At 56.5% G+C, this 17,548-nt stretch carries 14 protein-coding genes; 1 reads left to right on the top strand and 13 read right to left on the bottom strand.

Annotated features, from left to right (window positions below; all coding sequences use genetic code 11):
- Positions 1–5: 5 nt before the first annotated feature.
- From AC3WOK_RS01065 to cmoM, 7 genes are all read right to left on the bottom strand, one after another.
- On the bottom strand, positions 6–653 hold the full coding sequence (locus AC3WOK_RS01065) for an MBL fold metallo-hydrolase (protein WP_059310409.1): 648 nt from the start codon (positions 651–653) through the stop codon (positions 6–8).
- 20 nt (positions 654–673) lie between these two features.
- The gene (mepK, locus tag AC3WOK_RS01060; protein ID WP_032639289.1) at positions 674–1,225 is read right to left on the bottom strand and encodes a peptidoglycan L,D-endopeptidase MepK; all 552 of its coding nucleotides are present in this window, start codon (positions 1,223–1,225) and stop codon (positions 674–676) included.
- A 174-nt stretch (positions 1,226–1,399) separates the two neighbouring features.
- Positions 1,400–3,223 (bottom strand): L,D-transpeptidase, encoded by a 1,824-nt coding sequence (gene ldtD, locus AC3WOK_RS01055; RefSeq protein WP_492353781.1) that lies wholly within the window; start codon positions 3,221–3,223, stop codon positions 1,400–1,402.
- A 177-nt stretch (positions 3,224–3,400) separates the two neighbouring features.
- Positions 3,401–7,852 carry a chromosome partition protein MukB gene (mukB, locus tag AC3WOK_RS01050; RefSeq protein ID WP_492353780.1) on the bottom strand — a complete coding sequence of 1,484 codons (4,452 nt, stop codon included), beginning with the start codon at positions 7,850–7,852 and terminating at the stop codon, positions 3,401–3,403.
- On the bottom strand, positions 7,852–8,556 hold the full coding sequence (gene mukE, locus AC3WOK_RS01045; protein WP_047346903.1) for a chromosome partition protein MukE: 705 nt from the start codon (positions 8,554–8,556) through the stop codon (positions 7,852–7,854). The genes mukB and mukE overlap by 1 nt, the downstream gene beginning before the upstream one ends.
- Complete coding sequence (gene mukF / locus AC3WOK_RS01040) at positions 8,537–9,859, bottom strand: chromosome partition protein MukF (protein ID WP_023335133.1); 1,323 nt, start codon at positions 9,857–9,859, stop codon at positions 8,537–8,539. The genes mukE and mukF overlap by 20 nt, the downstream gene beginning before the upstream one ends.
- A 3-nt stretch (positions 9,860–9,862) precedes the next feature.
- Positions 9,863–10,642 carry a tRNA uridine 5-oxyacetic acid(34) methyltransferase CmoM gene (gene cmoM / locus AC3WOK_RS01035; protein WP_047346904.1) on the bottom strand — a complete coding sequence of 260 codons (780 nt, stop codon included), beginning with the start codon at positions 10,640–10,642 and terminating at the stop codon, positions 9,863–9,865.
- A gap of 124 nt (positions 10,643–10,766) precedes the next feature.
- Between cmoM and elyC the strand changes: the two genes are divergently transcribed.
- Entirely contained in the window at positions 10,767–11,546 is a 780-nt protein-coding gene (elyC, locus tag AC3WOK_RS01030; protein ID WP_063430743.1) for an envelope biogenesis factor ElyC, read from the top strand.
- Here elyC and AC3WOK_RS01025 read toward each other — a convergent pair.
- From AC3WOK_RS01025 to msbA, 6 genes are all read right to left on the bottom strand, one after another.
- Positions 11,523–12,416 carry a YcbJ family phosphotransferase gene (locus tag AC3WOK_RS01025; protein ID WP_059310414.1) on the bottom strand — a complete coding sequence of 298 codons (894 nt, stop codon included), beginning with the start codon at positions 12,414–12,416 and terminating at the stop codon, positions 11,523–11,525. The two genes, elyC and AC3WOK_RS01025, sit on opposite strands and share 24 nt — an antisense overlap.
- 141 nt (positions 12,417–12,557) lie before the next feature.
- Complete coding sequence (gene kdsB / locus AC3WOK_RS01020; protein ID WP_492353779.1) at positions 12,558–13,304, bottom strand: 3-deoxy-manno-octulosonate cytidylyltransferase; 747 nt, start codon at positions 13,302–13,304, stop codon at positions 12,558–12,560.
- Positions 13,301–13,483 carry a protein YcaR gene (gene ycaR / locus AC3WOK_RS01015; RefSeq protein WP_006174474.1) on the bottom strand — a complete coding sequence of 61 codons (183 nt, stop codon included), beginning with the start codon at positions 13,481–13,483 and terminating at the stop codon, positions 13,301–13,303. The genes kdsB and ycaR overlap by 4 nt, the downstream gene beginning before the upstream one ends.
- 45 nt (positions 13,484–13,528) lie before the next feature.
- Positions 13,529–14,758 (bottom strand): winged helix-turn-helix domain-containing protein, encoded by a 1,230-nt coding sequence (locus AC3WOK_RS01010; protein ID WP_492353778.1) that lies wholly within the window; start codon positions 14,756–14,758, stop codon positions 13,529–13,531.
- Positions 14,759–14,802: 44 nt separating this feature from the next.
- The gene (gene lpxK, locus AC3WOK_RS01005; protein WP_063955671.1) at positions 14,803–15,780 is read right to left on the bottom strand and encodes a tetraacyldisaccharide 4'-kinase; all 978 of its coding nucleotides are present in this window, start codon (positions 15,778–15,780) and stop codon (positions 14,803–14,805) included.
- Positions 15,777–17,528, bottom strand: coding sequence for a lipid A ABC transporter ATP-binding protein/permease MsbA (gene msbA / locus AC3WOK_RS01000; RefSeq protein WP_047346910.1), 1,752 nt, complete (start codon positions 17,526–17,528; stop codon positions 15,777–15,779). Before msbA ends, lpxK begins: the two co-directional genes overlap by 4 nt.
- Between the last annotated feature and the right edge of the window lie 20 nt (positions 17,529–17,548).

Below are 17,548 nucleotides of genomic sequence, written 5' to 3'. Positions count from 1 at the left end.
TCGGGTTACCAGACAGGCATCTCATCCTGAAGGAACGGATTATTAAGCCGTTCATAGCCCAGCGTCGACATCGGACCGTGTCCAGGGATAAACGTCACATCATCACCCAGCGGCAAGAGTTTCTGTTTAATCGACTGAATCAACTGCCCGTGATCGCCGCGCGGAAAATCGCTGCGTCCTACGCCACCTTTGAAAATCACATCGCCGGAAATCAGCAGACGGGACTGGTCATCAAAGAAGACAATATGGCCTGGCGTATGCCCAGGACAATGCAACACCTGTAAAGTCACATTCCCTACGTTAACGCGCTCTCCTTCGTTTAGCCAGCGATCGGGCGTCAGGGGCTGACACTCATCAAGGCCAAACATGCGGCTTTGGGCGGGTAACCCCTGCAGCCAGAACTCATCTTCTTTTTCCGGACCAATCACCGGCACACCATAATGTTGCGCCAGTTCCGCCGCTGCGCCAACATGGTCAAGGTGACCATGCGTCAGCAAAATTTGCATCAGCGTGACACCGCTGTCAGCGACTTCCTGCTTGATTTTCTCAGCGTCGCCACCGGGATCGACAAGCGCGGCCAGTTTAGTTTGTTCGCACCAGATCAGTGAACAATTCTGGGAGAACGCGGTAACCGGAATAATACGATAGTTCATACTGCTCCTGTGTTTCGTTATTACCAGTGCCGAACCGGACCGGTATCAATATGCACAAAGTTGCTGCTGGGGTAATATCCTACACCACCTGCGCGCATAGATAACGCAGCTTTGCGAATATTGGCTAACGAAACGCCTTCAATATGGAAATCCATTGCCTGTCCCTTCGTGTGATAGCTCTTTTTGGCTACCCCGCGACTGTGGGCGCGCAGTTCATTATTGGTATCAATTGAGCGATAGCCAGAAATAAGCTGCACTGGCTTGCTGGTGCCCAGCAGGCCCTGAAGGCGGAAAAGCTGATCAAACAGTCCTGGATCGATGGCTTTTATTTTATTCGCGCGGAAATCACGGAAAAAATGGTTAAGTCTTGCTAATTCATCCTGAATATAGCCTCTGCCATCGAAGAACTCCGCTTTTAGCGACTCACCGGTATGAAGATTGTTGAGCGTTAAAACTCGCGGACGAGGTGTCGAGAGGGTGGCAAATGCTGGCGTCGGCAAGATGGCCGCTGCGCCAAGCGCAACACCACCTAACGCCAGCAGTTTGCGGCGATTAGCGTCAAATTTGTCCATGATAATCAGGTCTACAGGTAAAAGAAATCGTAATATGCTTAGCGCACGAAGGGCACCTTAACTGGCAAAACCAGGTACGTCAAGGCGCCCAACCCCAGTGAATACGCGGCTTACAGCGATATTGCCCCGTATTCACCCTAACTTACGACAATCTTTTTTCCCGAACTGCTTCATTTACCTGATTAATTGTTCCGCTTTTGGCAAAATTTGTGCGCCGGATCGCGCGGTGAGATCATAATTGTAAATATCTGTACGATACTGAGTCCGCCCGTCTTCGCCCACAAACGCGGTCAGATAGTAAAGATTGACCGGAATATTGTGCCGAATATTCACGTAACGCGTATCCCCTTGTTTTAGGGCATCCGAGATGCGCGTATCGTTCCAGCCCGCATCCTGCAACAGCATATTCGCCAGTTCCGAGGCTTTATTGACGCGCACGCAGCCAGAACTCAGCGCGCGAGTATCCTTCTGGAACAGGTTGTGGTTCGGGGTATCGTGCAAATAGATAGCGTCTGAACTCGGCATATTGAACTTGTAGCGCCCCAGCGAGTTATGCGCCCCGGGAGCCTGCTGGAAACGGAACGGCAGATTTGACGCCGTGATCGTCGACCAGTCGACCATATAAGGATCGATGGCCTCTTTGCTGTTCCATCCACGCATCACCGTATAGCCATGACGTTCCAGATACCCCGGATCGTTCCAGACCTTCGGCAGAATGTCCTTACGCGCCAGGGTCGGCGGTACGTTCCACGGCGGGTTAACCACCACGTTATTTAACGCACTGCTCATCATCGGTGTTTTACGATCCGGACGTCCGACAATCACGCGCGACGCCAGCACTTCGCTACCGTTCTGGTAATAGACCAGCGAATACGCCGGAATGTTGACCATAATCCCGGTTGAGAGCGTACCCGGCAGCAAGCGCAAACGCTGGATATTCAGCGCCAGCACCCCTGCCCGCTGCGCAGGCGACACGTTTAGCCAGTCACGCGTTGTCTGGCCAATAACGCCATCGGCCCCCAGCCCCTGAACGGCCTGGAACTGCTTAACTGCCGCAACCAGCTCGCGGTCGTATGCTGCAGGTTTATTGCTGACGGCGACCGCTTTTTTCTCTTTCACGGGGGCTGACGGGCTGACCACCGCGTTTTGCGGATCGTCGCCGGGCAAGGCGATATGTGGCCCGCCGTCCAGAATACCGGAACGCGCCAGGATCTCACGCAGGGCAGGAACATCGCTGCTCCACTGCCCCGGACGCAGCGTCGTGGTACCGCGCATTTGCGGCCACGGACGGGAGTCACCCACCAGCGCAAGAAGCGACTGGTGCAGGGTGGCATATTGCGGATGTGCCGGTGCGAGGCTGGCAATAAAGCGCGGCAGCTCGCCATTATCCAGGGCTAACTGCCACTGGTTAATGACCGACAGCGCCGGTGTCGCCAGCTTGTACGGCTTATCGCTGTACAACCAGCGGTTGCCGTTGACCGGAATGCCTGCCACAAACTGCAGGTAGCCCATCATGGCATCGGAAAGCACCACGTCACGCGCCTGTCCGGTGACGGCAGGATCGGTTAACAGCTCGACCCATTTTGTAAACTGCGGCTGAACCCCGGCAATGGCCACTTCCGCCAGCTGCTGCTGGAAGGCGCGCACGGCATCGCGGTTTTCCCACATCGGTTTCATATCACGGGCAGCATAAAGCAGCGTGAGCTGATTGAGATAGGCAGGCGTGTAGCCTGACGGCAGCCCCGACTGCAGCTGCTGACTGAGAGATTCGGCGTCGATGCCTTCCGGCAGCGGCTTAATACCGGCCATGACAGCCGTCGCCGGAGACTGCTCCAGCGGCTCAGACAGCGACGTTGGCTGCGCACCCGTCGTTGCAGAGCTGTCAGTCGGCACAATTTCAGGCTCGTCGGCCTGGGCGGTTAACAGTGGAGCAAATGTCACTGCCAGGCATAAACTGAGCGCAGACAGCTGACGACCACATTTTTTCTTTAGCAACATCCCTTGCCCCCTGTTTTCACGACATGCCCATCACGGTGGGGCTTTCTTTATTATAGGTAGCCGGCAAACCTGTTGCCTTACCTTATGTAAAGAAGTTTAAAGATAACGCAGCCCTAAGCACAAGTTAAGTTTAAAAAAAAAGCGGCGCCAGGGCGCCGCTCTCGTTAAGGAGACGCGTCAGGATGCGTCCGCCGTAGTTTCCTGCAAGGACTCTGGCGGCTGCGGAGCAAAGCCACGCAGGCCGACAACGTGAACGTGTTCGCTGTTCTGGAACACTTTACGCACCAGTTTGTAGGTGGTGCCTTTTTCAGGGCTGATGTTTTCCGGTGCCGCAATGATGAGCTGCATATCAAGACGTTCACACAGCTCAAACAGCGTGGCAATCGAGCGGGCATCAAGACGCGCCGCTTCATCCAGGAACAGCAGGCGACATGGGGAGATATCTTTCCCGCGCAGACGACGCGCTTCATCTTCCCAGCTCTGTACGACCATCACCAGAATCGACATCCCGGTACCGATCGCTTCACCGGTAGAGAGCGCCCCGGATTCTGCACGCAGCCAGCCGTCGGAACCACGGTTTACCTCAACTTCCATTTCCAGGTAGTTACGGTAATCCAGCAGCTCTTCACCGATGGTTTGCGGCGTACGCTGCCCCATATCAATCTGCGGGTTCAGGCGCTGATACAGCTTCGCCAGCGCTTCGGAGAAGGTCAGACGGTTGCTGTTGAACAGATCCTGATGCTGTTCGTGCTGCTCAGACAGCACCTCCAGCAGCGTCGCGTGGGCTTCACGCACGTTGACGTTGAGGCGCACGCTATTCACCTGACCAAACGACACGCTCTGCAGGCCCTGGTTCAGCTGGCGGATACGGTTCTGCTCGCGCTGAATGGTTTTGCGAATGATGTTCGCCACGCTGCGGGAGCTGATCGCCAGCTTCTGTTCACGGGAGGTCAGCTCCTCCGTCAGGCGTCCCAGTTCGATTTCCATCTGCTCGATGGCTTCCACCGGATCGTCGGTACGGATGATGTCCTGACGAATGCGCTCGCGCAGGTGCTGATAAACCGCCACGAAGAACTGAATTTTACGCTCAGGACGTTTCGGATCTTCTGACATACGCAGTACATCGCGCAGGTGTTCGTTATCTGCCACCGCCAGACGCAGCGCACCCAGCGCCTTATCCGACATAGAACGCAGCTCATCGGCAGAGAGGTAGGCCAGCTCGCGACGGTGCAGACGACGTTCGACGTTATTGTCTTTCACCATCCGCATCACCGCGCACCAGCCCGCCTTGGCGGTCACGACCTGCTCACGCATCTCAAAGTAGTCACGCTCCAGCTTGCGCAGGCGACGGGTCAGGTTATCCATTTCCGCTTCACAGAACGTCAGCGCTTTTTCCAGCTGGTTGCGACGCGCGCGGTTATTGCTGAGCTGAGCATGCAGCTCGTCACGACGAATACGCGCGCGCTCCTCTGCTCCGCTGTCGGCACGGACGCCGATGTCCTGAAGCTCTTTCTGCAGGTCGTTTAGCAGCTCTTTCTTGGTGTCGAAGGAGCTTTTCAGCGAGGCCAGCACCTGATTGTACTGGTTCAGCTGCGCAGAATGGCTGCGCATCGCTTCACGGGCGCGAGTACGTTCCGCTTCGGCCTGCTCAAGGCGCTGACGCAGTTTTTCATTCAGGTCGCTGTTACCGCTCAGCATTTCAGCCGAATCAGAGTAGCCGAAGTGGGCGCGACGCTGCACAACTTCCGTCAGGGCAAACGCCTGCTGACGCGCTTCGCGCTGCACCTGCTGCGACCAGGCATAATCTTCTTTTAACTGCTCGAACTGTTCCGGATCGCTCTGAAGCACCGAAACAACCGGCTCCAGCTTCGCCAGCTGGTTGCCGTGCTGCTGTACGAAACGCGCGGCTTCCTGCGCTTCATCCAGACGCTCCTGGATCTCATCCACACGGTCCGCCAGCGTGTCGTCTGCCAGCAGATTCAGGCGCGGAAGGATGCGGTTAAGCGCGGCGACGCCCTCTTTCGCCTGCTCAAACTGGAGGCGACTCTGCTGGTTATCACTTTCATGACTGGCAATCGCACGTTCCAGCTCGCCGCGGCGGGTAGTGAGTTTGCGAATTTCCGCTTCCGGGTCGGCATCAAAGGCCACGGCCAGATGGCTACCGATAAAGCGGCTAAACGCCTGGTGCAGACGCTGGGTTTTCTGCACGTCAAACGACAGTGTCGCAAAGCGTTCGGACAGCGTTTCACGCTCGGCGTGCAGGCTTTCAATGCGGCTTTCACGCGCGGCGCGGCCAAACAGCGGCAGTTCCGGGAAGCGGGAATAACGCCACTGACGATCGGCGATTTTCACCACCACCGCTTTTTCCAGCTCGTCGACGCTAAATACGCTGTCATCGAACGACTGCGGATCCCCTTCGATCAGGTAGAGATCTTCCGGGCAATCTTCCAGGCCGGCAAGCTGCTCAGAAATCAGCGACAGATCCGGAACCACAATCGCGTTACGCGACGGGCCATACAGCGCGGAGAAGTACGGGGCATCATCCAGGCCGACATCGTCATAAATTTCGGACAGCAGCACGCCGCCAAAACGCTCGGCCAGTGCATTCAGGCGCGGATCTTCTGACCCGCCCGGCTGGCTTAAGCGCTCAATTTCTTCATCGACGTCGCGCTTTCGGGCGCCCACTTCGTCACGCTCAACAATGGCTTCGCGCTCGCGCTCCAGCAGCTGCTGCAGATATTCGGTCACGTCCTGGCTGGATTCGAACTGCTCGCCGCACTGCTCGCTGAGCTGATTCAGGCTGCTTTGAGCCGCCAGCCAGACCGGTGCACGCTGGAGCAGTGCCTGAGACCGAGACTGAAGCTGCTCCAGCTCCTGACGCAGCGTCATACGCTGTTCGCTGGCGTTTGATACGGTATCGGACAGGGCCGCAATACGCGCTTCCAGCTCCTGATGCAGGGCCTCAAGCTCGTCGAAATCGTAGCGTTTACCCTGCCGCTTGCAGAATTCCGCCAGCAGACGCTCGGCTTCCTGCTGCTCGCGCAGGCGCTGCTCAAGCTCGTTCAGACGCATACGCAGCGGCTGGACCTGCTCGGCCAGATGGCGCTGGTTTACGCCGTCGCGCAGAAGCTCACGGGCAACGTCCCACGCTTCGTTACGCGCCAGCGGGCCGTTAATTGCCACCACCAGCTGATAGGCCTGCTCAAACTGGCTGTGCGCCGTTTGCGCGACGCTCATCTTCTGTTCGAGAGACAGCAGTTTCTCGGTGGCTTCCTGCTCTTTGGCCTGGAAGGTGTCCAGCCACTCGTCGGCGCTATCCGGCGTGAGGTCAGGCAGATGGCACAGCTCTTTGGCACGCTGTAACGCCTGCAACGCCTGAGTATACTGAATCGCTCGCGTCTGCTGCACGTCAAGAGCCTGCTGGTAATCGGCAAGCTGACTTTTCAGCTCATCCACTTCCAGCTCGGCCGCTTCCGCGCGGGCTTCGTTCTCTTCCTGCATATCGGCGGCTTCGGCCACCACTTCATTTTGCTCTTCGAGACGAATTTGCAGCTCGTCGAGATCCGCTTCATAGCGCTCGATTTTTTCCTGCTGACGCAGCGCGGTCTGAACCAGGTTCAGGTGATCGCTGGCAGCCTGATAGTCGGCTTCCAGGTCGCCTTCAGCACCGTTGTGCTCACCCAGCTCGCGCGCCATTTCGACATGCTTGTACTGCTCGGCCACCAGCTGTTTACGGGAGGTAAACAGTTCGCGGCGGTACTCTAATGCCTGATCGAGATGCACGCGGCGCTCGTTGGCGTGGCGCATGTAGTCCGCCGCCACGTAGTTGGTGGCTTCGCTGATCAGGTGTTTAAACAGGTCGCGGTCAGACTGGGTCACGCGAATCGCTTCCAGCGTCATGCGGTTTTCACGCAGTGCCGCTTCCATATCCTGGAACGCCTTACGCACGCCGCTGTTTTCCGGCAGCAGGTAGTCGCGCAGGGAGCGGGTAATGGCGCTGGAGATACCGCCGTACAGGGACGCTTCGATCAGACGGTAGTATTTGCTACGGTCTGAGGCGGTGCGCAGACGACGCGCCACCACGCCCAGATCGAACATCAGGGAGTGGTAGTCGGTGATGGAGTTGAACTGTTTGAACTGTACGCCTTCGATAGCTTCAAGCTTATCTTTCAGCTCCTGCAGCGTCAGCACGCGCGCCTGGCGTTCGTTCAGGGTTTCCGTCAGCAGCGCCGTCGGCTGCATAGAGGTCGGTAGCCCCTGAATGGCGAAAGGCTTAATATCGACTTTACGGTCGCGACCGGCAACTTGCTGCAGGCGCACGCCCACGACCACACGCTGATGGCGGGAGTTGATAACGTCCAGAACCGAATAACAGACCCCGGCCTTCAGCTTACCGTGCAGACCTTTATCACGGGAGCCGCTTGTAGCGCCCGCCTCGGTGGTGTTACGGAAGTGAAGCAGCGTCAGGTCAGGGATCAGCGCCGTGACGAAGGCCGCCATGGTGGTTGATTTACCCGCACCGTTACCACCGGAAAGCGTCGTAACCAGCTCGTCCAGATCGAAGGTTCGGGCAAAGAAGCCGTTCCAGTTAATCAGCGTCAGTGAGCGAAATTTACCGCGTTCAATCATTACTCTTCCTCCCCGCTATCCGGCAGATTCTCTTCATGCTCGTCATTGAGCAACAAATGGTTTTCCACCGGCATCGCTTCACCGTCGCGGATCATGCGAAGCTGTGCTTCACGCGCGTCATCGCCCGCACGCACATCGGCGCCGAAGCGGAAGACAGACTCCGTAATGCGGAATTTACTGCTGTCGTGGCCCATAAACCAGACCATCCCCAGACGACGCAGACGGTTTAGGGAAGAACGAACCTTTTCCTGTAATTTCTGACGGTCAAGATCCGACCCCGTGGAGCGGTTGTTCACCAGCTTGAGCAGCTTGCTCTCATCCGCCAGCGTCAACAGCTCATCGTAAAGTTCCTGCTGGGTGAAGATACCTTCATTCGCCAAACGCTCGGGGCTGAGATAGAGATAGCAAAGAATTTTGCCGACCATCATATCCAGCTCGGAGAGCACGGAACGCGGAATCAGCGTTGTGGAGCGCGGGCGCAGGTAGAAAAACCCTTCCGGCGCGCGGATAAGCTCAACGTTGTAACGTGCGTAAAACTCTTCCAGATACTCCTGGAAGTCCATCAAAAAGGCGTGATTATCCAGCTCGTCTAAGCCAATGTGACGACCGGCACGCAGCTGGCTGTCCAGCGCCGGAAATAACGGATTCGCCAGCGCCTGTGCCAGCTTAACCGGCATCACTTGTTCAATATTTGTCAATGACATGCGCCTGTACCTTGGCTCCGTAATCGTTAATTGGCTGCCACTTCGGCGGCAGTCCGGTGAAATCTGCTTGCGCGACGCCCAGACGCACCGCCTGGTCAACCACGATGCGGGCAATGTCGAAGTGGCGCGCGCGTGGATATTGCGCCAGATAATCGCGCACCACGAGCCCCAGATCCAGCGGCACTTGTCTGGTTTTGTAGACAGCGAGCTGCTCTTCGATCATCGCGGCAAGCTGCTCGCGAATTTCGTTAAATTCTTCATATTCCAGATCCGGCGGCAGTTCACCGGTGACCTCTTCATCGCGCAGGGCCATCTCTTCGTCGCGCATATCCAGCAGACGATCGGCACTGGCGTAGGTCAGCGCCCACGGCGCATCGAAATAGGTCTGCACCGACTGACGCAGACGCTGAGCAAAGACGCGGTTTTTATCCATATCAATCGCGGTACGGATAAATTTATGCACGTGTCGGTCGTAGCCGATCCACAGGTCGATCGACTGCTGGCCCCAGCTGATAATGCGGTCGAGTTTGCTTTGCAGGTCAAAGACCAGACGATCGATAAAATGCAGATCGTCATGCGCCAGGGTCGCGTCCTGAATGCGCAGCAGGTTCGCCTGCAGCTTGTCCCCTGCCGCTTCCAGCGTATCCTGCAGCTCACGCAGCGTGCCGGAAGTTTCTGACAGCAGAAGCTCACAGCTGGAGATGGCGGCACGCCAGTCTTTATTCAGCAGCTGCGCGATATCGTCTTTCACCTGCTGCTGCTGTTCGTCCATCAGACGCTGGGTCAGATCGATGCTGTCGAAGATTTCCGCCACCGAATACTTCAGCGGCGCGTAGACGTTACGGTGCCAGTGGAATTCGTCACCGTTTTCATCCGCGGCATCGGCGGCGCGCTTAAGCTCACCCGCCACGATCGAGAGCTGCATGGAAAGACGCAGCGTGGAAAATTCACGCTGGCGAATATAGTAATCGGTGATACCGATGCCCAGTGGCGTCAGGCGATAGATGGCGTTTCCTTCCGCCTGCTCGCTGGTAAAGCGGTTCAGCAGACGTTGACGCACCATATCGTTAATTGCGTTGTTGGCACGCACGCTAATGGTTTCGCTGGTTTGCTCAAACGCATCACTGACGTGGCGGAACGCATCCACCAGTTCACCCTCGCTCATCTCACCATCCAGCCGTTCGCCGTTCAGCGTGGCAACCGCCAGCAGGAAAGAGAGTCTGTCTACCGGCAGCGAGATGGAGAAATCGTTTTTCCTGGCCCAGGCAACCAGTTCGGGGACTGTCTGGGAAAATTCACTCATAGGTTATCCTTGCATCTGCGGCTTGTGCGCGGTGACGTGAATATAGCGGCCAAGACTGACAAAAGGCTCCTGACGGCAATACCGCGTTTCTAATTCTGTTAAGGTGTCAAAACAGTCACGCTGTTTGTGTTTTTCACGCAGATAATCATGAAACACCCTGACGCCCGTCTTCCCGACGATCTTCCAGCCAATCGCTTCCAGCCAGCCATAAACCTGCTGCGGATCGCGCGGATAGTCCGGGGAAAGCGTGCGCTTTTTCTTTTTAGGCATCCCGACCTGAACATAGTCAAAGTTACCCGCAACCATGTTGTGCATCAGGAAGCCGTTAGCATTGTAGAACATCAGCGACAGCGTGCCGCCTGGGCGCAACATCGACCACAGGGTTTGCAACACGCTTTGCGGATCGGCAACCCACTCCAGCACCGCATGAAACAATATCAGATCAACCTGGGTTTCCAAATGCTGTGCGATGTCCTGAGCGGCGCATTGTATAAAATGCATGTTGTCGCTCACACCTTTCTCTTCTGCAGCACGCGTCGCGCGGGAGACCATTTCAGCAGATAGATCGCAAAGCGTGACGTGATGACCGAGCCCGGCCATTTTTATCGCCGTCTGCCCTTCACCGCCACCTGCGTCCAGCACGCGCAACGTTTGACCGCCGAAGGTCGCCAGAATGGTGTCCAGATCCTGCCAGAGGATCGTCTGACGGAGCTGTCCTTTAGTGGTGCCATAAATGTTGCGCGAAAACTTTTCCGCGATGTCATCAAAATTGCGATCCCGCATTGGGAGAGTTCCACTCGCTAACTGCAAAACCGCTATTTTGTCACACCCGCGCGGAGAATGAACCTCTCTGGTGTAATATCACCGGTAATCACCTGCTATATGGTCAAAAAAGGAACCAAAAAGGATGCTTTTTACCCTTAAGAAATACATTGGAGGGATGATGCTTCCCCTTCCGCTACTGCTGCTCACGATCGCGCTGGGGCTGGCGCTGGTCTGGTTCAGTCGCTTTCAGAAAAGTGGCAAAACGCTTATCACGCTCGGCTGGTTTGTCCTGCTGCTGTTAAGCCTGCAACCGGTCGCGGATGGTCTGTTACGCCCTATCGAAAATAAGTACCCGACGTGGCAGGGAAATCAGAAAGTGGCGTACATCGTGGTGCTGGGCGGCGGGTATACCTGGGATCCTGACTGGGCGCCCAGCTCGAACCTGATCAACAACAGCCTGCCACGGCTAAACGAGGGTATTCGCCTGTGGCTGGCGAACCCGGGTTCAAAAATGATCTTCACCGGCGCGGCAGCAAAAACAAACCCGGTGAGTACGGCTGAGGCGGGCGCCCGAGTCGCGGAATCCCTCGGCGTGCCGCGTAGCTCAATCATCACCCTGGACAGTCCAAAAGATACCGAAGAAGAGGCTGCCGCGGTGAAGCAGGCGATTGGCGATGTCCCGTTCCTGCTGGTGACCTCCGCCTCACACCTGCCAAGGGCAATGATTTTCTTTGAAAAACAAGGCCTGCACCCGCTTCCCGCACCGGCAAACCAGATGGCCATCGACGCGCCGCTCAATCCGTGGGAACGGGCAATCCCGTCCCCCGCATGGCTGATGCATAGCGACCGCGTCGGCTATGAGACGCTCGGACGCCTCTGGCAGTGGCTGAAAGGTTCCTCAGGCGAGCCAGGGCAAGAGTGATTTTGTCGCCAGATCGAAGTTCGCGCGATTGAAACGTCCGGTATTAACCAGCTGCGCGACTTCGTCCCAGAGCAGATAGAGCCAGCGCCGCCAGAGGAATGCTTCTGCAACGGGCGCACGCTGAAGGTAGTGCCACAGTAAACCTTCCGCCGCCCCGCTGTCGCTGAGCCTGAACAACTCATATTCGCGCGGCGCCCAGAGCATGATCCCCGGTCCGACCATCGCCAGGAGCTGATCGCTGCGGGAGTCTTTGAGCATGCTGCGCAGGGTGAAATTACCGTGGATCAGCACGCAGTTGTCATTAAAGCCCTCGAACAGCGCCGGCAGGCACTCGCGGGTACGAAACAGAATGCGTTTGTCCTGCATGGTTAAACCGGTGTTATTGAACTGATTAAGCGTGCCCCACAGCACTTCAACCCGCTGGCGATACCACAGCGGCCACAGGTTTTCCTGCGTACTGTCGACAGGCCCCACGAGTCCACGGCTATCCTGACGATGCCAGGCCAGCAGCGCCTCAACAATCTGGTCTTTCAACTGTTCCCAGCGCTCCGGCGTGCGCGCCGGGGCTTCAACAGACACGCCGCGTAAACGCTCAATCAGCAGCACGTCCGGGCCGGGGTGTTCCTCATGCGTCATCACGCCATATACCGTCGGCATACGGACTGTCCCTTCCCGTGCCAGCATCGACATTTTCCATGCAAGCTGCCTGGCGACGCCCGGCGAGGTAAAACTTCTGGCCATCAGCGGCATTGGGTTGCCCTGACTGTCGTACAGCGACCAGAGCGCGGTATCGGCCTTTTCACTCACGCATTCGACCCGGCTTAACTTCTCACCAAGCAGATGGCTAAGTTCGGCACGCAGCTGTTCCATATGAGATTACCCCCATTAAGACTACTGCTTTTATAATGAGCGTCCTGGATGAAGATGTCACCCGGAAGAGATCAATTATGGAGAAGAAAGGGAAAGGCGTGGCGAAAAGACATCCCCCCAAAAGGGGGGATGCAGGCGGTATTAACGCAGTTCGGCGCGGACGCGCTCAAGATCTTCCGGCGTATCTACGCCCGTTCCAGGTACTTCTCTGGCAACGGCAACGTGGATTTTTTCGCCATACCAAAGCACGCGAAGCTGCTCCAGCATTTCGATATGCTCCAGCGGGCTCGGCGCCCAGGTGACATAGCGGCGAATAAAGCCGGCGCGATAGCCGTAGATCCCAATATGACGCAGGAAGGTATCACCAATGGTCTCTCTAGAGAGCGCAAAGCGATCGCGATCCCACGGAATCGTGGCGCGGGAGAAATAGAGCGCATAGCCTTCGGCATCCATAACCACCTTCACCGCATTTGGATTGAATGCCTCTTCAGCGTGGTGAATAGGTACCGCGAGCGTCGCCATACCAACCTGACGCTGAGCCAGGTTTTCTGCCACCTGACGGATAATAACCGCCGGGATCATCGGCTCGTCACCCTGCACGTTCACGATAACCGTATCATCACTGAAACCGCATTTCTCAACCACTTCCGCCAGACGTTCAGTGCCGGACTGGTGATCGGCGCGGGTCATACACACTTCCCCGCCTGCGGCCTCAACCGCGCGGGCGACGTCCGGATGATCGGTAGCGACAATCACGCGTTCGGCTCCGGATTCACGCGCCCGCTCAAGGACATGCACAATCATCGGCTTGCCGTTGATATCCACCAGCGGTTTACCCGGCAGACGCGTAGACGCGTAGCGCGCAGGAATAATGACAACAAAACTCATGGTTTGCTCTCTTCTGCCACCAGGGAACGGGCTTCATTTTCCAGCAATACCGGAATACCGTCGCGCAGCGGGAAGGCCAGGCTATCCAGCTTACAAATGAGCTCTTGTTTGTCCTGGCTGTAGTAGAGTTTGCCGTTGCATACCGGGCAGGCAATAATTTCTAGTAAACGGTGATCCATAGTTCCTCCGTATGGGTAATCGCTAAAGCTTAACACATTCCTTTTTCAGGGAGTGCCTGTTTCCCAGCCACTTCGACAGGATGTAAACAGCCCATCGGGCAACCGCCCCAGCGTCACGTCTTGAGCACCCTGCCAGCGTGCGAATTCGCTAATGGCTAACGTTAACCCTTTCTCCAGGGTTGCTGTCACCCTAACGCCCTCTTCCAGATAAAGGGCAATGATTTCAAGCGTGCCGGTCTTGCGGTGCATTTTGGCGTCCATACGCCCAACCAGCTGTCCCTTATGCAGCAGAGGTAACACAAAATACCCATACTGACGCTTTGGCGCAGGGGTATAACACTCCAGCCGGTAGCTGAAATCAAACAGCTGCTCGGCGCGTTTTCTGTCCCAGACCACCGGATCGAAAGGCGACAGCACCGTGCTGTGAGTTGCCTGCAGTTTCCCTTCCAGCGCCAGAGGCAAGAGCGGGAGAAGATCCTCATGCAGCCACATTTCGCCCAGTGTTTCCACCATGACGGGAATGATTCGCCGTTCCTGCTGCCACTTTTCCAGCAGCGGTTTTAGGGCGGGCTGGCGTAGTCGGTAATAATCTGCCAGCCATTGCGAACGGAAAATGCCCAGACTGCGGGCGCTGTTCTCCAGCATGATGGCCTCAGCCGCTTCCTGCGAGAGTAGGTCACGCTCGTCGTTCCAGTGCGGCATCACGCGATGCGTTAGGTCGTATACGCGCTGAAAATTACGCCGTTCTATCACCATCACTTTACCTGACGTGAACAGCCCTTCAAGATGACGCTTGTGCGGCTTCCACTCCCACCAGCCGCTTGTGCCTTTACGGGGGTGTTCAAAATCGGCGGAGCGTACAGGGCCGTTTTCCTGAATATGCGCGATGAGCTGCTCGATTTCAGCCGAGTGCTCCAGCATCCACGCCTGTCGGTACTTCCAGCCCATCTTATCCGGTGAGAGCATACGGTGACGGACCAGCGCAAAATCGCTGCGGGGCAGGAAGCAAGCTTCGTGCGCCCAATACTCCATTAGCTCTCCCTTGCTGAGCGCCTCATCCAGCCACTGCGATGGATAACTTCCCAGACGGCTAAACAGCACCAGGTAAGGGCTGCGCGCCACAATGTTAATGGTGTCGATTTGCAGTAGCGACATGCGCTGGACGGTAGAGAGAATATCGGCGGGCTTCGCGCGGCGGCGGGGCTTTTTGAGCAGCCCCTGCGCGGCAAGGTGTAAATGACGTGCGGCTGAAAGCGAGAGTTGCGGTAAAGACATGCGTTTTCCTGTCAGTCAAAGCGCCACCAGAACCGCGTAAGCGTTTATTTTACCAACGCAATCAGTTCCTTGAGCAAACGTTCCGGCTGCTCGCCGCTGAGTTCAGCGTCAACCGGCAGATACCACCAGTTTTCTTTCGCGAAGGCACGGCATTTCACCGCATCTTTTTCGGTCATGATCAGGCTCTGACCAGGCACGGTGAGCGCATCGATCTGCTCTTCCATCAGCGCCTGGTGGTCGGCCAACGGAACGCGTTTCTCAAGCCGTGCGCCACACTGCTCCAGCGTAGCGAAGAAACGCGGAGGATGACCAATACCGGCCATCGCCACCAGCGCAGGTAGTTGAGAAACCGGCTGACGTTCACCCGTCACCAGATTGACCGCCATGCCCGGCAGGAGACGCATGGGGATTTCACCCGCTGTTGCTTCACCACCGTTCACAATCACCGCATCAACGGACTTCAGACGTGAAGCGCGTTCCCGCATTGGCCCCGCCGGCAGCCACCAGCCGTTACCGAAACGGCGAACCCCGTCGATCACCACAATTTCTTTATCACGCGCCAGGGCATAATGTTGCAGACCATCATCCGTAATGATGATTTGCACCGCGTGCTCGGTAACCAGAGCCTGCACGGCGTCGCTGCGCACTGGAGAGACCGCAACCGGCGCGCCGGTACGCTGATATATCAGGACCGGTTCATCGCCCGCTTCAGCGGTTGTCGTTTCCGCCGTCAGCAGCAGAGGATACTGCGCCGCTTTACCGCCATAACCGCGAGAGACAACCCCAGGACGAATACCGCATTTTTGCAGTTGTTCCACCAGCCAGATAACCACCGGCGTTTTACCGTTGCCGCCCGCCGTGAGATTACCGACAACCACAACCGGAACTGGCGCACGCCAGGCCCGCTTAAGCCCCAGACGGTAAAGCAGACGGATAATGCCGCTCACCAGACCATATAGCCAGGAGAGCGGCAAAAGCAGCAGCCACAGCGGGGACTCACCGGACCAGATGCGTGCAATCATTGTTGACCGAACTGCATCTTATGCAACTGGGCGTAAACGCCGCGGTGTTCCAGCAGATCGGCATGGCTTCCGCGTTCAACAATGACGCCATCCTCAACCACGACGATTTCATCAGCCTGCTCGATAGTTGACAGACGGTGCGCAATCACCAGTGAGGTACGGTTCTTTTGCAGTTCATCCAGCGCCGACTGGATAGCGCGTTCAGATTCGGTATCCAGCGCGGACGTCGCTTCGTCCAGGATCAGAATTGGGCTATCACGCAGCAGCGCGCGCGCAATCGCAATACGCTGGCGCTGGCCACCGGAGAGGAGCACGCCGTTTTCACCAATGATAGTATCCAGACCGTTATCCATCTTGTTGATAAAGTCCATTGCGTAGGCCATACGCGCGGCGTTCTCAATCTGCTCGCGGCTGTACTCATCAGTGCGTGCATAAGCGATGTTGTTGGCGACCGTATCGTTAAACAGATGCACGTTCTGAGAGACCAGCGCAACCTGGTTACGCAGCGACTGCAGGGTATATTCCCGCAGGTCGTGACCATCTAACAGGATTTCACCTTCGTTAATGTCGTAGAAACGGGTCATCAGGCTGGCAATAGTCGATTTACCCGAACCAGAACGGCCCACCAGCGCAACGGTTTTACCCGCCGGAATAGACAGGTTGATATTACGCAGCGCAGGCACTTCTCGGCCAGGATAGGTAAAGGTCACGTTGCGGAATTCAACGTCGCCGTTTGCACGCTCGATCACGCGCTTACCTTCATCCTTTTCCTGCTCGGAATCCAGAATGCTGAACAGGGTCTGGCAGGCGGCCATCCCGCGCTGGAATTGCGCGTTCACGTTGGTCAGAGATTTCAGCGGGCGCATCAGCGCAATCATAGAGGAGAAAACAACGGTGATAGTCCCGGCTGTCAGGGTCTCCATCACGCTCGGGAAGCTTGCCGCATAGAGAACGAACGCCAGCGCCAGAGAAGCAATGAGCTGAATGACAGGGTCTGAAATTGAAGAGGCCGAAACCATTTTCATTCCCTGCAGACGCATTTTGTTGCTGACTTTATCGAAGCGCTTGGTTTCGACTTCCTGACCGCCGAAAATCAGAACTTCTTTATGGCCTTTCAGCATCTGTTCCGCGCTAGTCGTGACCTGCCCCATCGTGTTCTGCATATTCTTACTGATATTGCGAAAACGCTTAGACACGACGCGGATAGCGATGGAGACAATCGGAGCCAGCACGATAAGGATAATCGACAGCTGCCAGCTGTAATAGAACATCATCGCGAACAGGCCGATGATCGATGCCCCCTCACGCACAACGGTAATCAGCGCGCTTGAGGACGAGGAGGCGACCTGCTCTGAGTCGTAGGTAATGCGAGACAGCAGCGTCCCGGTCGACTGTTTATCAAAGAATGAGACCGGCATGCCCATCATGTGACTGAACAGACGACGGCGCATGGTCATCACCACTTTCCCTGATACCCAGGAAATACAGTAGCTGGAAATATAGCTGGTGATACCGCGTAAGATCATCAGTCCGATAACCACCAGAGGCATCCATAGCAGCACTGAGCGATCCGTTTTACCAAAACCGTCGTCCAGTAACGGTTTGAGAAGCGATAGCATAAAAGTATCGCTGGCTGCGTTGAGGATTAACGCTACACCCGCCACGATCAAGCCTGGTTTAAAGGGCGCAATCATCGGCCAGAGTCGGCGGAACGTTTGCCACGTGGAGAGATCTTTGTCGTTATGCATTCAAAAAACCAGCATTCGTT

The sequence above is a fragment of the Enterobacter sp. FW301-JW81 genome, assembly GCF_058788735.1.
The sequence above is the reverse complement of the archived record's forward strand: the minus strand, read 5'-3'. Positions and strand labels throughout refer to the sequence as shown.

Excerpts from the sequence above, each read along its gene's own strand:
- AC3WOK_RS01065 (WP_059310409.1), bottom strand. The coding sequence starts at position 653 with ATGAACTATCGTATTATTCCGGTTACCGCGTTCTCCCAGAATTGTTCA.
- mepK (WP_032639289.1), bottom strand. The coding sequence starts at position 1,225 with ATGGACAAATTTGACGCTAATCGCCGCAAACTGCTGGCGTTAGGTGGT.
- ldtD (WP_492353781.1), bottom strand. The coding sequence starts at position 3,223 with ATGTTGCTAAAGAAAAAATGTGGTCGTCAGCTGTCTGCGCTCAGTTTA.
- mukB (WP_492353780.1), bottom strand. The coding sequence starts at position 7,852 with ATGATTGAACGCGGTAAATTTCGCTCACTGACGCTGATTAACTGGAAC.
- mukE (WP_047346903.1), bottom strand. The coding sequence starts at position 8,556 with ATGTCATTGACAAATATTGAACAAGTGATGCCGGTTAAGCTGGCACAG.
- mukF (WP_023335133.1), bottom strand. The coding sequence starts at position 9,859 with ATGAGTGAATTTTCCCAGACAGTCCCCGAACTGGTTGCCTGGGCCAGG.
- cmoM (WP_047346904.1), bottom strand. The coding sequence starts at position 10,642 with ATGCGGGATCGCAATTTTGATGACATCGCGGAAAAGTTTTCGCGCAAC.
- elyC (WP_063430743.1), top strand. The coding sequence starts at position 10,767 with ATGCTTTTTACCCTTAAGAAATACATTGGAGGGATGATGCTTCCCCTT.
- AC3WOK_RS01025 (WP_059310414.1), bottom strand. The coding sequence starts at position 12,416 with ATGGAACAGCTGCGTGCCGAACTTAGCCATCTGCTTGGTGAGAAGTTA.
- kdsB (WP_492353779.1), bottom strand. The coding sequence starts at position 13,304 with ATGAGTTTTGTTGTCATTATTCCTGCGCGCTACGCGTCTACGCGTCTG.
- ycaR (WP_006174474.1), bottom strand. The coding sequence starts at position 13,483 with ATGGATCACCGTTTACTAGAAATTATTGCCTGCCCGGTATGCAACGGC.
- AC3WOK_RS01010 (WP_492353778.1), bottom strand. The coding sequence starts at position 14,758 with ATGTCTTTACCGCAACTCTCGCTTTCAGCCGCACGTCATTTACACCTT.
- lpxK (WP_063955671.1), bottom strand. The coding sequence starts at position 15,780 with ATGATTGCACGCATCTGGTCCGGTGAGTCCCCGCTGTGGCTGCTGCTT.
- msbA (WP_047346910.1), bottom strand. The coding sequence starts at position 17,528 with ATGCATAACGACAAAGATCTCTCCACGTGGCAAACGTTCCGCCGACTC.